Source organism: Amycolatopsis sp. NPDC104863, assembly GCF_055582965.1.
Genome location: NZ_JBVJOW010000002.1, coordinates 1,060,898 through 1,074,162, shown reverse-complemented (window position 1 = coordinate 1,074,162; position 13,265 = coordinate 1,060,898). Strand labels below are relative to the sequence as shown.

15 protein-coding genes are annotated in these 13,265 nt (G+C 71.3%); 8 read left to right on the top strand and 7 right to left on the bottom strand.

What is annotated here, in order from left to right; translation table 11 throughout:
• Window positions 1–41: 41 nt before the first annotated feature.
• Window positions 42–1,367, top strand: a complete 1,326-nt coding sequence (locus ACZ63J_RS14875; RefSeq protein WP_465400933.1) for a hypothetical protein — start codon at window positions 42–44, stop codon at window positions 1,365–1,367.
• Between the two features lie 178 nt (window positions 1,368–1,545).
• Window positions 1,546–3,054 (top strand): hypothetical protein, encoded by a 1,509-nt coding sequence (locus ACZ63J_RS14870; RefSeq protein ID WP_465400932.1) that lies wholly within the window; start codon window positions 1,546–1,548, stop codon window positions 3,052–3,054.
• Window positions 3,055–3,057: 3 nt separating this feature from the next.
• On the opposite strand, the gene ACZ63J_RS14865 is transcribed toward ACZ63J_RS14870, so the two are convergent.
• The 3 genes from ACZ63J_RS14865 to ACZ63J_RS14855 form a co-directional block, all read right to left on the bottom strand.
• A complete protein-coding gene (locus ACZ63J_RS14865) occupies window positions 3,058–3,213 on the bottom strand; it encodes a hypothetical protein (RefSeq protein ID WP_465313972.1) in 156 nt (51 codons plus the stop codon).
• A 217-nt stretch (window positions 3,214–3,430) separates the two neighbouring features.
• Window positions 3,431–4,363: a type I pantothenate kinase gene (gene coaA, locus ACZ63J_RS14860; protein WP_465313973.1), complete on the bottom strand. Its 933-nt coding sequence runs from the start codon at window positions 4,361–4,363 to the stop codon at window positions 3,431–3,433.
• Between the two features lie 115 nt (window positions 4,364–4,478).
• The gene (locus ACZ63J_RS14855) at window positions 4,479–5,099 is read right to left on the bottom strand and encodes a macro domain-containing protein (protein ID WP_465313974.1); all 621 of its coding nucleotides are present in this window, start codon (window positions 5,097–5,099) and stop codon (window positions 4,479–4,481) included.
• Window positions 5,100–5,190: 91 nt separating this feature from the next.
• Here ACZ63J_RS14855 and pheA point away from each other — a divergent pair, with 91 nt between their 5' ends.
• The 3 genes from pheA (at window position 5,191) to ACZ63J_RS14840 (ending at window position 7,486) form a co-directional block, all read left to right on the top strand.
• Window positions 5,191–6,099, top strand: a complete 909-nt coding sequence (gene pheA / locus ACZ63J_RS14850) for a prephenate dehydratase (protein WP_465400931.1) — start codon at window positions 5,191–5,193, stop codon at window positions 6,097–6,099.
• Complete coding sequence (locus ACZ63J_RS14845; protein ID WP_465400930.1) at window positions 6,096–6,713, top strand: histidine phosphatase family protein; 618 nt, start codon at window positions 6,096–6,098, stop codon at window positions 6,711–6,713. Before pheA ends, ACZ63J_RS14845 begins: the two co-directional genes overlap by 4 nt.
• 143 nt (window positions 6,714–6,856) lie before the next feature.
• The gene (locus ACZ63J_RS14840; RefSeq protein ID WP_465400929.1) at window positions 6,857–7,486 is read left to right on the top strand and encodes a DUF4232 domain-containing protein; all 630 of its coding nucleotides are present in this window, start codon (window positions 6,857–6,859) and stop codon (window positions 7,484–7,486) included.
• On the opposite strand, the gene ACZ63J_RS14835 is transcribed toward ACZ63J_RS14840, so the two are convergent.
• From ACZ63J_RS14835 to ACZ63J_RS14820, 4 genes are all read right to left on the bottom strand, one after another.
• Window positions 7,483–7,959 carry a hypothetical protein gene (locus ACZ63J_RS14835; RefSeq protein WP_465313978.1) on the bottom strand — a complete coding sequence of 159 codons (477 nt, stop codon included), beginning with the start codon at window positions 7,957–7,959 and terminating at the stop codon, window positions 7,483–7,485. The two genes, ACZ63J_RS14840 and ACZ63J_RS14835, sit on opposite strands and share 4 nt — an antisense overlap.
• A 39-nt stretch (window positions 7,960–7,998) precedes the next feature.
• The gene (locus tag ACZ63J_RS14830; protein WP_465400928.1) at window positions 7,999–9,246 is read right to left on the bottom strand and encodes an MFS transporter; all 1,248 of its coding nucleotides are present in this window, start codon (window positions 9,244–9,246) and stop codon (window positions 7,999–8,001) included.
• Window positions 9,247–9,345: 99 nt separating this feature from the next.
• The gene (locus tag ACZ63J_RS14825) at window positions 9,346–9,696 is read right to left on the bottom strand and encodes a metallopeptidase family protein (RefSeq protein ID WP_465400927.1); all 351 of its coding nucleotides are present in this window, start codon (window positions 9,694–9,696) and stop codon (window positions 9,346–9,348) included.
• Window positions 9,696–10,736, bottom strand: a complete 1,041-nt coding sequence (locus ACZ63J_RS14820) for a septum formation family protein (RefSeq protein ID WP_465400926.1) — start codon at window positions 10,734–10,736, stop codon at window positions 9,696–9,698. The genes ACZ63J_RS14825 and ACZ63J_RS14820 overlap by 1 nt, the downstream gene beginning before the upstream one ends.
• A 155-nt stretch (window positions 10,737–10,891) precedes the next feature.
• Here ACZ63J_RS14820 and ACZ63J_RS14815 point away from each other — a divergent pair, with 155 nt between their 5' ends.
• Genes ACZ63J_RS14815 through ACZ63J_RS14805 form a run of 3 tightly spaced genes read left to right on the top strand, consistent with a single transcriptional unit; the run spans window position 10,892 to window position 13,108 of the window.
• Entirely contained in the window at window positions 10,892–11,443 is a 552-nt protein-coding gene (locus ACZ63J_RS14815; RefSeq protein ID WP_465400925.1) for a hypothetical protein, read from the top strand.
• Window positions 11,444–12,610 (top strand): glutathionylspermidine synthase family protein, encoded by a 1,167-nt coding sequence (locus ACZ63J_RS14810; protein ID WP_465313982.1) that lies wholly within the window; start codon window positions 11,444–11,446, stop codon window positions 12,608–12,610.
• A 45-nt stretch (window positions 12,611–12,655) separates the two neighbouring features.
• Window positions 12,656–13,108, top strand: coding sequence for a DUF350 domain-containing protein (locus ACZ63J_RS14805; protein WP_465400924.1), 453 nt, complete (start codon window positions 12,656–12,658; stop codon window positions 13,106–13,108).
• Window positions 13,109–13,265: the final 157 nt, after the last annotated feature.

Genomic DNA, 13,265 nt, shown 5'->3' with positions numbered 1-13,265 from the left:
GCCCACACGCCACGCCGTCGCGGTCGGGCAGACTGGTCCGCGTGAGTCCCCACTCGGATCTTCGCCCCTACCTGCGCACTTTGGACGCGGAGACGCTGGCGGACCTGCTGCACGCCCACGCCGAGCGTGACCCTGAGCTACGGCATTCGCTCGAACTGCGCGCGGCCACCCAATCCGGTGACGTCAGTGAGGCGCACCGGCTGCTGGACACCGCGGTGACCGACGGGAACGTCGAGTACACCGCGAAGATCGGCGCGGTGCTCGACACGCTGCAGCGGCTGCTCGACGCCGGCAGCCCCGCCGACCTGGCCCCGCTCGCCCGCCGCACGGTCGACGACGTCAGCGAGGTGCTCGAGCAGTCCGGCGACCACACCGGCGACCTCGGTGACCGGCTCGAACGCGCCGTGGAGCTGTACGCCCGCGCGTGCGCCGCCCGGCCGCCGGACCCGGAGAAGCTGGCCGACTGGATCCTCGAGGTGGAGTTCGACGGCCCCGGCTGGCCGGTCATCGACCTCGCCGAGTTCGCGACGGCGCTGGGCGAGCCCGGGCTCCGCCGGATCAAGTCCACTGTGGACGATGTGCTCACCGCGAGCGAGTCCGGGCACCGCCGTGACGTGGCCGAACGCCTGCGGGAACAGCTGGCCGAGGTGCTCGGCGACGTCGACGAGCTGGTCGCGATCCTCTCGGCGAAACCGCCGCGGCGCGACGTCAGCCTGAAGATCGTCCGGGTGCTGCGCGCCGCGGGCCGCCACAGCGAAGCCATCGCGCACGCCGCCCGCGCGCTCACCCACGACAAGAACCCGAAGCCACCGGAACCCGACGATGAAACCTCCCGCCGTCGCAAGGACTTCGACGCGCGCCCGGACCGCGAGACGTTCGCCGCGCTGCGCGAAGCCGCGACCGGCGACGGGAAGTGGACGACGCAGCGCCGGGCCGCGCTCGCCCGCCTGCGCGAGCTGGCCGCCGAGGGCGCCCCGCACGCCGACGAGCTGGCTCGCGTCCTGCTCGACGACGGCCGTCCCGACGAAGCGTGGCGCGCCTGCGTGCGGTTCGGGGCCTCGCCGGAGCTGAAGCTCGAACTGGCCGAACAGCGCGCCGCCGAGCACCCGGCCGAGACGATCCCGGTCTTCCGCGAGCACGTCGAGGAGCTCATCGAGCGCAAGGACCCGCAGGCCTACCAGGAAGCCGCGCGCCGGCTGAAGCTGTTGCGCACCTTGCACAAGCGGGCGGAAAGCCCGGAGGAGTTCACCGCCTACCTCGCCGGGCTGGTGGAAACCCACCGCCGGAAAACCCGGCTGATCACGGAAATCCGCGCTGCCCGAATCGCTTTGCCCAAGGCCGTATCCCCCTCCCGCGCACCTCGTTGACCGAAGTGAACCGGTGATTCACGTGCACCGGGACAGCGAAGTTCCGCCAAGGCGGTCACACCCTTGGCCGGCGATGTCGCGGTGGCCCTGTTCCGCCGTCCGGCTCGGCGCCTCCCCGTCGAGCACGCGGCGGGACCCGCGCCAGGGCCACCGCGACCAGCTCTGAAAGCATGGGCCCATGAGCCCGGTGAGTCGCGCCCGCAAGAAGAACCCGCAGCCGGTCACGCACAGCGTGACCGGTCTGTTCAAGGACGTCCTGAACGACTTCTCGGCGCTGGGCGCCGACCCCTCGCCGGTGGACGTCGAGCTCCTCGCGTCCGAAGTCCTCGGCCAGTTCCACGACGTGCCCCTCGAAGCGGGCGACGAGCCGCTCGGCCTCGAGCTGATCGCCTTCGCGCAGCGCAAGATCACGCCGGGCGCGGCCGCGCTGCTGGCTGCGCTCAAGGTCGTCGCCGAGACCGACGTCGAGCGCAAGGCCGCCGAAGACGGCCTGCAGGTCGTCCTCGGCCGCGGCATCCCCGCGCCCGACTGGGCCCCCGGGCTGGGCCGGGTCACCGCCGGCGAGTGCTGGCGGACCGGGGACGTCTACGGCGACGAGTCGTCCCTGCTCTGCGTCTTCGCCCACGGCGACGTGCAGCACGGCCTGCTCGCGCTGCTCGACTTCAGCGAGACCGGCCGGGTGCGCGACCTCGTGGTCATCGAGCAGCCCGGTGAGGTCCTCGCCGAGATGCGCGCCCAGGCCGAGGCGGACCCCGAGCTCGTGCTGTTCGAAGCCGTCGAGCCGGCCGAGGCGCACCGCCTGCTCGCCGACGGCCTCGCGGCGACCGACCACCTCGACGAGGCCGACGTCAGCGAGGACTACGCGCGCTTCCACGCCGTCGCGCTGACCTGGAGCCGCGCGCTGCCGGAGCCCGCGCTCGTCCCCGAGATCGCCGAATGGTCCGACACCGAGCGGGCGGCCGTCGTCGAGCAGTTCGTCGCGGCGAGCGGGGAGGACGCCGGCGCCGCGCGCGCCATCGGCGGCCTGCTGCTGGAGCACGGGGTGCGCACCGACCCGGCGAGCCCGCTGCGCGTCGGCCCGGAGAAGCTCGCGCGGTTCCTCGAGGGCCTGCTCGGCGAGGAGTACGAGCTCGACGCCGAGTACGAAGACGCCGTCGAGCCGGTCGTCCTGGCCTGGGTGCAGTGGACGGCGGAGCGCGCCGGGCTGACCGAGACGGCGATCGCCGCGCTCGACGAAGCCGTCGCCGACTACCTGAGCGAGTACGCCGACGAGGACGACTCCCCGCTGGAGCGCTACTTCGGCGACATCGGCGAGCTGTCGCCCACCGAGCTGGCGGACGCGCTGGAACGCCGGATGTTCGCCGTGCCGTCGCTGACCACCGAGATCGAGGACGAAGAGGTCGACCTCGACCCCACCGACCCCGAGCAGCGCCGCGCGCTCGTCATCGCCGAAGCCGACGAAGACGAGGAAGAGCAGCGGCTGGTGCTGCGCGCGACGATCGTCGACCAGCTGTGGGACGACGAGCCCGCCGAGGCCTGGCAGGCCGTGCAGCGCCTGCAGGAGGGCGAGCTCGACCGCGACGAGATCTTCGAGCAGCTGATCGACGCGCTGGAAGGCAGCCTGCTGGATTCGGAAACGCTGGAATACGACGCCGACGGTTACGTCGAGGCGCTCACCGGACTCTGACGCTCAGGGGAGGGGGCCCGCCGGCTCGGCGGGCTTCACCTTGCGGCGGCGCTCCTGCAGCCGGTCGTCGAAGTCGACGACGAACGTTCCGGCGGCCATCGCGATCAGCAAGGCCAGACCGAGCACCGCACCGACCCACGTGAGGATCATCGTGAACATCGTGGGCCTCCTCCCCAGCTCAGAGCCGTGTTCCTGTCTTCTTCAGGGTCGCTTTCCCGCCCCCGCACCGGTATCGGCCAACCGGTTACGGCACCTCGGCCGATCGGCCGGGTTCCGGCGCGGAGAGTCGCGAGCGCACCACGATGCGTGCCCGGTCGTTCGCCGAGCGTGGGAATGAGCGGCATGTGGGTGACGACGGCGGTGACCGGTGAGCGGGTCAGAGCTTGCGCAGGCGGACCCGGTTGATCGTGTGGTCGGCGTCCTTGCGCAGCACCAGCGTGGCCCGCGGCCGGGTCGGCTTGATGTTCTCCATCAGGTTCGGCTCGTTGATCGAGTGCCACAGGTGCCGCGCCTCGGCGCGGGCCTCGTCGTCCGGCAGGCCGGCGAAGTGGTGGAAGTGCGACGCCGGGTCCGCGAACGCCGTGTGCCGCAGCTCCAGGAACCGCTCGACGTACCAGCGCTGGATGTCGTCGGTGTGCGCGTCGACGTAGAGCGAGAAGTCGAAGAGGTCGGACACCATCAGCCGCGGGCCCGGCTGCAGCACGTTCAGGCCCTCGACGATGAGGATGTCCGGCTGCTGCACGACCTGTTCCTGGCCGGGCAGGATGTCGTAGGCCAGGTGCGAGTACACCGGCGCGGCGACGCGCTCGGCGCCCGACTTGACCTCGGTGACGAACCGCAGCAGCGCGCGGCGGTCATAGCTCTCCGGGAAGCCCTTGCGGTGCATGATCCCGCGGCGCATCAGCTCGGCGCGCGGGTAGAGGAAGCCGTCGGTGGTGACCAGGTCGACGCGGGGGTGGTCCGGCCAGCGGGCGAGCAGCGTGCGCAGGATGCGGGCGGTGGTCGACTTGCCGACCGCCACGCTCCCGGCGATGCCGATCACGTACGGGACCTTCGTGCCGCGGGAGTCGTCACCGAGGAACGTCGTGGTCGCTTCGTAGAGCCGCTGGCGCGCGGCGACCTGCAGGTTGATCAGGCGGGACAGCGGGAGGTAGACGTCGGCCACCTCGGCGAGGTCGACCTGCTCACCGAGACCGCGCAGCTTCAGCAGCTCCGCCGCGGTCAGCGGCAACGGCGTCGAACTTCGCAGTTCTTTCCATTGTTCCCGGTGCAGCTCGACATACGGGCTGAGTTCGCGGACCCGGGTCATCGCACACTCCTCCGGCCGTCGCCTGCACTGGCGGACGTTCACCTGCGTGATTAACGGTAGGGCTTACGGCCGGTGAACGCGCTGTGATGTAGTCCACCCCACTAACTTCGGGTGATCACCGAGGGTGACGGCGGCCGAAGACCTCGTCCCAGGCCGCGGCGACCTGGCGGGCGCAGGTCGCGGGATCGACGCCGCCGATCCCGGTGCCGAGGCCCGGCATCGCGATGGTGTCGACGTACTCGCGCACCGGGCCGTGGTCGAGCCGGCCGTCCCGCCAGTTCAGGAACACCGCGCGGGCGGCGAGGTAGGGGTGCACGGTGTCGGCGGGCAGCCGTTCGCCGGGCTCCCGCATCGTCGGCGCGCTGATGAGCCACGCCGGCTCGGCTTCGCCGGTCGGGACGATCACGGCCTCGCCGATCGGTAGCTCGCCGCCGTGAAACGCCAGCACGGCGCTGCGGACGCTCTGCTCCACACCGGGGAACGCCTGCGCGTAGACGGCGTCGATGCCGCCACGCATCCAGCCGTAGGAGTTGGCCGGGCTCACCACCGCCTGGGCGACGACGTCGAGCACCGACCCGCGGTGCACCTGGACCCGGCCGGCCAGTTTTTCGGCAGCGGCGGTCCAGGCGGTGGCGAGTGGTTCGTCAACGGCGCACAGCACCAGCTCCGGGGAGCGGGGGGAGACCGGCGGGTGTGCGCCCTCACGGCCGGTGTGCGTGCCCGAGTCGGCGGTCACGCGCCTAAGCATCGCAAAAAATGCCACCCGGCGTAACCGGTTCACGTACCGGCTGTCCGAGTGAAAGTCGCCACCCCCGTAGCCTGGGCCGGTGTCACGGATCGCATACTTCGGCCCCCAGGGGACCTTCACCGAACAGGCCGCGCGGATCCTCGCCGACGGCGACGAGCTGGTCCCGCTGGAGACCGTCCGGCTGGCGATGACCGCCGTCCGCACGGGCGAGGTGGACGCCGCGTGCGTGCCGATCGAGAACTCCGTCGAAGGGGTGGTGCCCGCGACGCTCGACGCGCTCAGCGAGTCGACGCCGCTGGTCGCCGTGGCCGAGGCCATCCTGCCGATCCACTTCAGCGTGCTGACGCGGCACGGCGCCGGCGAGATCAAGTCCGTCGCCAGCCACCCGCACGCGCTCGCCCAGGTCCGCGAGTGGGTCGAGGCGAACCTGCCGGGCGCCCACGCCGTGGCGTCTTCCTCGACGTCGGCGGCCGCGGTCGGCGTGCTCGAGGGCGAGTTCGACGCCGCGGTCTGCGCGCCGGTCGCCATCGAGCACTACGACCTCGAGGTGCTGGCCACCGAGGTCGCCGACGTGTCCGACGCCGCGACGCGGTTCCTGCTGGTGCGGCAGCCGGGTGCGCTGCCGGCCGCGACCGGCGCCGACCGGACGTCCGTGGTCGCCGCGGCCGTGAACCGCACCGGCACGCTCGCCGAGCTGCTCACCGCGCTGGCCGACCGCGGGATCAACCTGACCCGCCTCGACGCCCGGCCGACGCGCAACAACTTCGGCGAGTACCGCTTCTTCATGGACTTCGAGGGGCACGTGGCCGAGCCGCGGATCCACGACGCGCTCACGGCGTTGCGCCGGCACTGCCACCACCTGCGGTTCCTCGGCTCGCACCCGCGGGCGGACGGGACCCGCTCGACGATCGAGCCCGGGTTCGGCAACGACGAGTTCACCGAGGCGGCCGCCTGGGCCGACGCGGTCCGCAAGGGGGAGCTGGCGTGAAACTGCTGCTCATCCGCCACGGCCAGACCGACGGCAACGTCCGGGGCGCGCTCGACACCGCGCTGCCCGGCCCGCCGCTGACCGAGCTCGGCCAGTCGCAGGCCGCGGCGCTCGCGGGCCGGCTCGCGGGCGAGCCGGTGGTCGCGGTCTACGCGTCGCAGGCGACCCGCGCCCAGCAGACAGCGGCGCCGCTGGCCGCGCAGTTCTCCCTCGACGTGCAGGTCGTCGACGGTGTCCACGAGGTGGTCGCCGGTGACCTGGAGGGCGCGACCGACCACGACTCGATCCGGGTCTACATGGAGACCGTCCGGAAGTGGACGCTCGGCGACCTGGAGCCGTCCCTGCCCGGCGGCGAGAGCGGCACGAGCGTCCGCACCCGGATGCTCGACGCCGTCGCCGGGCTGCGCGCCAAGCACGAGCAGGCCGACCCGGACGGAGTAATCGTCCTGGTCAGCCACGGCGGCGCGATCCGGCTGGCCGGCGAGTGGCTGGCGCCGAACGTCCACGCGGACATCGCCAACGCCGCGCTGATCCCCAACACCGGCCTGGTGGAGCTCGACGCTCGCCCGGACGGGCGGTGGCACTGCCTGAGCTGGGCCGACACCCCGCTCTGAGAGGTCACCGGAACGTGTTCGCGCGATCGCGGAAGTGCACCACATGGAAATAGAGTGTGTGGGTAATTAACGGGTGGGAGCCAACCCATCCGGGGGCCGGTACGTCTACCGACCAGGAGCACCCAACTAGGGAGGCGAGTGGAATGCAGCTTTCACGGTTGTTCCCGGTCGTAGCGGCCACGGCGGGCGTCTTGGCGCTGTCCGCCTGCGGTGGGGGAGCCACGCCGGCCGCCAGCAGTTCGACCCCGACGACGTCGGAGTCGCCGACCTCGACCACGGCCACCACCGCCGCGTCGAGCCCCAGCAGCTCGGCCCCGGCGCCGTCGCCGACGGCCGCGCCGGTGGACAACGGGCTCTGCAAGGCCGGCGACGTCACGCTGTCGCTCGGCCAGGGTGACGCGGGCGCGGGCTCGGTGTACCGGCCGCTGGTCATCAAGAACAGCAGCTCGAAGCCGTGCGAGATCCAGGGCTTCCCCGGCGTCTCGTACGTGGCCGGCACCGACGGGCACCAGGTCGGCAAGGACGCCTTCCGCGAGGGCACCAAGGGCAACGCGGTGAAGCTGAACCCGGGGCAGTCGGCGATCGCGGACATCCAGTTCGTCAACGTGCGGAACTTCGACTCGGGCACCTGCCAGCCGACGGCGGTGAAGGGCCTGCGGATCTACCTGCCGCAGGAGACCGCGTCGAACTTCGTGCCGTCCGACGGCACCGCCTGCGCGAGCACGAAGATCCCCGGCAACCAGCTCGCGGTGAAGACGGTTCACCCGGCCTAAATCCGGGCGCAGATCTCCTTCGCCTGGACGAGGTGCCGCTGTCCGGAGATGTCGTTGAAGTGCAGGCTGAGCACCATGCGGCTGACGCCGTCGATGTGGTCGGCCAGCGGCTGGTAGTTGGCGTTCACCTGGGCGGCCGCCGCGGCGAGCTCGCGCGCGGCCGTCATCCGGTGCAGCCGCTCCCCGGAGAGGCCGGGGGTCAGCGACGGCTGCGCGTCCCGGCTCGTGTCGGGCAGCTCGCCGACGCGGTCGAGCGCCTGGCACGCCGCGAGCGCGTCGTCGAGGGCGCCGGCGTGCACCCCGGACAGGCCCCAGAGCAGGCCGAGCACCCCGCCGCCCAGCACGAACCCGGCGACCGCCGACAGCACGAGCAGCCGGCGCGACGGCGGTGGGCCGGCCGCGACCTCCTCGGTCTCGGCCGAGGGCTCGTCGAAGTCGGGATCGGCGTCGGTGCCGGTGTCCACGGTGCGCATAAGCCGCCTCCCACCACCTGGGTGATGAGACATTTCAGCTCACAAACCCGGATTCCGGGGCAGGAGCGCCGTGGCTGAGTCCGATTCGTCATCCAGTGAGGACCGCCACAACGCACCCGCCGCGAAGCCGGCGATCACCAGCATCGCGACGCCGGACACGGCGAACGTCCGCGCCGCCGTGCCGAGCGCCTCGGTCAGCACCCCGCCGAGCAGGGCGCCGAGCGGGATCGCGCCCCAGACGACCGTCCGCCACACCCCGAGCACCCGGCCGAGCAGCTCGCCGGGCACCAGCCGGTGTCGCGCGGTCGCGAGCACGACGTTCACCGCGACCACCGCGGCCGCGAAGAGGCCGAACAGCGCCGCGCTCGCGACCGGTGAGCGCACCAGGCCCATCCCGCCGAACCCGGCGGCGCAGCCGACGATGCCGCCGATGACAACCGCGCGCCGGCCGGCCGCGCGCACCAGCCGTGGCGCGAGACCGGCGCCGAGCAGCCCGCCGATCCCGCCGACGAACGCGAAGAGCCCGAAGGTCGCTTCGGACAGGTGGAGGTCTTCGAGCGCGTAGAGCACCAGCTGCGCCTGCGCGAGTTCGCTGACCAGGCTGAGCAGGCCCGCGATCGCGACCAGCCGCAGCAGCAGCCGGTGCCCACGCAGCCAGCGCAGGCCGTCGGCCAGGTCGGTGCGCAGCTTCGCCGGGCGGACGGCCGCCTCGGCCTTCGCCCGGTAGGTGCCGGTGAGCCCGAGCAGCACCGCGGCCGCGATCGCGAACCCCGCGGAGTTGAGGACGAACGGGAAGGCCGCGAAGACCGCGAAGGTGAGGCTGCCGATCGGGCCGCCGAGGAACGTCTGGCCGACGATCTCGCACGCCTGCAGCTTGCTGTTGGCCGCGTCGAGCGAGCCGTCCCCGACGACGGCCGGGATCAGGGCGTTCGCCGCGCTGTCCGCGATGGTCTCGGCCGTCCCGATGACCAGCGCGGTGAGGTAGACCAGCCAGATCGTCATCCCGCCGGCGGCGACGAGCACCGCGAGCGCGCCGACCGCGACGGCCCGCGCGGTGTTCGCGACGATCATCGCGCGCCGCCGGTCGATCCGGTCGACCAGCGCGCCGGCCACCGCGGCGAACAACAGCCAGGGGAGGAACTGGGTCGCGGACAGCCCGGCGATGAGCACGGGGTCGCGCGTCAGGGTCGTGGCGAGCAGGGGCAGGGCCACCTTGCCGACGCCGTCACCCAGATGGGACGCGGCACTCGACGTCAGCAGCCACCTGAGTCTTCGCGCACCGTCCATCGGGCCCCCCGGCACTGATCGCAGTCACCCCATGACTTCGGGTAACAGGATAAGCGCGAGTTCACCCGATGGTGGTCACGGTGTCACTACTGGTGCGAGTCAGCCCCAGCCGAGCTCGTGGAGCCGGGCGTCGTTGATGCCGAAGTGGTGACCCAGCTCGTGCACCACCGTGATCAGCACCTCTTCGACGACCTCGTCCTCGTCTGCGCACATCGAGAGGATCGGCTGCCGGTAGATCGAGATCCGGTCGGGCAGCACCCCGCCGTAGGACGACGTCCGCTCGGTCAGCGCGATCCCGTGGTAGAGCCCGAGGATGTCCGGCGCCTCGTCGTTGAACTCCTCGACGAGCACCACGACGTTGTCCATCGCCTTGGCGAACTCCGGCGGCACCTCGTCCAGGGCCTCCGAGACCAGTTCTTCGAACCGCTCCCGGCTCATCTCGACGGGCATCAGCCGCTCGTCTTCGACGTCGGCGGCGCGGAGTTCGACGCGTCCGGACCGCCGCCCCCGTCCGAGGGCGGGCCGTCGCCCGGGGGCCCGTCACCCGGCTGGCCGCCGTCGGGACCCGCGGGCGCGGCCTTGACGCTGCCGGTCACCGCCTGCAGGCCGCTGTTGTCCGGCAGCTTCGCCGCGACCTTGCAGTTGACCTTGGTCGAACCGGCGTCCCAGCTCTCCTGCTCCCGCAGGTCCCAGGTCAGGATCAGGTGCTTCGCGTTCAGGTCGGCCCCGCCCGTGTAGTCCGCCGCCTGCTTGGTGCACTCGGTGTCGAGCCAGCTCTTCTGGTCTTCCTGCGACGGGTAGGCGTCCTTGAACTTCGTCTTGAGGTCGAGGGTCGCGATGATCTCGTAGGAGTGCGGCTTGGTGCACTCGACCGGGTCGCCGACGCCCTTGCCCTGCAGCGCCAGGCAGGTGCCGGGCTCGAAGACCAGCGACTGGTCCTGCCCCTTCGCCGGCCCGGTCGTCGGCAGCAGCTTGCCGCCGGGGCCCGCCCACTGCAGGCCGCAGCGCAGCTGGCGGTCGCCGTCGTCCCACTGGGACGGCGTCGGGCGCAGCAGGTTCGTCGTGAGCTTGCCGTACGGGTCGAGGCCGTGCCCGAGGTACGGCTTCACGTCCGCGGTGCACTTCTGCTGCGCGATCTGCTGCCACTGCTCCAGCGACGGCACCGGCGCTCCCTCCGGGAACTGGGCGCCGATGTCGACGAGCGTGGTCACCTCGAACAGGTGCGGCTGGGCGCAGTCGACCTTGCGCGCGTCACTCGCGTCCGGGTTGTCCCAGGTCAGGCAGCTGCCGGGCGGTGAGTGGAAGGCCTCCTGGGCCGCCGGGGACAGCTTGCCGGCGCCACCGCCGGCGCCGCCCGCGATGTCACCGCCCCACGAGAAGACGACACTGAGGGCGAGCGCGATCAACGCGCCCGCGAAGATCCCGCCCATCACGACGCGGGTGCGCAGCGTCTGCGTGGCGGTGGGGAACCGATCGGCGCTGGGAGACATCGCAGTCCATGATGCCCGCGCCGCGCGAGACGTGCGCGACCTAGGGTGGTTAGGGTGGGTCACGGTTTCGTGGTGGCCGGGATTACGGAGCGCACATGACGCAGGACAACAACACTGGGGACCAGCCGCCCCCGGAACCGCCGAAGCGCGGTTCCATGAGATTCCAGGACTCGAACACACAGCCCCGCCAGCCGTCGGTTGCGGAGCAGCGAGCCCGCCAGCAGGCGCTCGTGCAGGAGGAACGCGACGCCGAGGTGGCTCGCCAGGCCGACGCGAAGGCGGCGACCCGGCGCAAGATCCTGATCGGCAGCGGGGTCACGGTCGGGCTCGTCGGGCTCGTCGCGACGTTCTACGCGGTCGCGAAGCCGGCGGGAGACGTCACAGCCGTCTGCACCGACAACAACGGTGTCATCCAGAACGACGACAACTGCGACGAGAACTACGTGACCAGCCACGGCGGCTACCACAGCGGTGGCTTCCTGTTCCTCCCGATCCCGGGCGGCGGTTACAACAGCTACCGCTACAACTACGGCGGCACCGGGGTCGTCGGGCAGCGCGTGTCCGGCGGCTCGTACGACGCGCCGTCGTCGCGGACCAACGTCAACACGAAGTCCGGCAAGTCCGTCCAGCGCGGCGGCTTCGGCATCAGCGGCAAGAGCGGCAGCACCGGCGGGACCGGCGGCAGCGGCAAGAGCGGGGGATCGTAGGTGTACCGGGACCGGCGTGAGCCGCGGCGTGACTGGCAGCGGATCGTCGAGGAGCAGGGGCTCGTCTACGGCACGCCGGCCCGCGACGCGAGCGGGCGGATGCGGCCCTACTGGGACGAGTCCGTGCACTACGTCTTCGACATGGACGAGGTCCTCTCCCTCGAAGCCGACGTCGAACTGCTGCACTCGATGTGCCTCGAGGCCGTCGACAACGTCGTGACGACCGAGGGCTACCAGCGCTTCGGCATCCCGGAGTGGGTCTGGCCGCACATCGCGGAGTCGTGGAAGCGGCAGGACCCGCACGTCTACGGCCGGTTCGACCTGCGCTACGACGGCAAGTCCCCGGCGAAGCTGCTGGAGTACAACGCGGACACGCCGACCACGCTGCTCGAGGCGTCGCTGCTGCAGTGGCACTGGAAGACCGACGTCTTCCCGGACGACGACCAGTGGAACTCGATCCACGAGAAGCTCGTCGAGCGCTGGGCGTTCCTGCAGGACAAGCTGCCGTCGAACGAGCTGCACTTCACCTGGTCGGCGGCCGACCCGTCCGGCGAGGACAACGTCACCACGGCGTACCTGCAGGAGACCGCGGCCGAGGCCGGGCTCGACACGGTGGGCCTGGCGATCGAGGAGATCGGCTGGGACCCGCTGCTCAAGCGGTTCGTCGACCTCGAAGAGTCGCAGATGGCGACCGTGCTGAAGCTGTACCCGTGGGAGTGGGTGGTCGACGAGGAGTTCGGCCGCAACGCCGTCGAGTCGCTGCCGCGGACGCTGTGGATCGAGCCGCTCTGGAAGATGATCCTCTCCAACAAGACGCTGCTGGCGATCCTGTGGGAGAACTACCCGGGCCACCCGAACCTGCTGCCCGCCTTCGCCGACGACCCCGGCATCCTCACCGAGTACGTCCGCAAGCCGAAGCTGGGCCGCGAGGGCGCGAACGTGCAGATCGTCGCCACCGGTTACGAGACCCAGACCGACGGTGTCTACGGCGCCGAAGGGTTCGTCTACCAGGCGTTCGACCCGCTGCCCGAGTTCGACGGCTACCGGCCGGCGCTCGGCGCGTGGATCGTCGGCGACAGCTCGGCGGGCCTGGGCATCCGCGAGACCGGCGGCCTGGTCACCGACGACGGTGCGGCATTTGTCCCACATCGCATCCCCGAAGCGTGATACAACACCGTCGCTGATCAGCTCTTTCCTCCTGGGAGACAACTCGTGAACACGACCCTTGCGCTGTCCGACACGTTCGGCTCCGACCTCGTGCGGGGGATCGGCGCGATCCTGCTCTACGGCGTCATCGGCCTGCTGCTGATGTTCGCCGGGTTCTACGCGATCGACTGGACCACGCCGGGCAAGCTGTCGAAGCTGGTCACGCAGGGCCTGCCGAACGCGGTGATCGTGACCGCGTCCGGGTTGCTCTCGATGGCGTTCATCGTCGTCGTGGCGATCTTCAACTCGGCCAGCGACCTCACCGAGGGCCTGATCACCTCGCTCGTCTACGGCCTGCTCGGGATCATCGTCCAGGTGATCGCGGTCCGGCTGCTGGAGTGGGCGACCCGCATCGACGTGGCGTCGACCATCGAGAGCGAGAAGTTCGCGCCGGTGAGCATCGTCGTCGCGGCCGCGCACCTCGGCCTGGGCCTCGTCGTGGCGGTCGGTATCTCCTGACCCGGGTGTGTGAGCCGGGGCACGCGGTGGGTGGGCCGGCTCTTCCGTTCCCCCCCGCGTGGGGGTTGTTCGTCCGCTGAGGAAACCGGACGAACGAGTCACTGGCCCGCCCGACTTTCCCTTCTAGCCGAAGTACGGTGCGATCTAAAACCCCCCC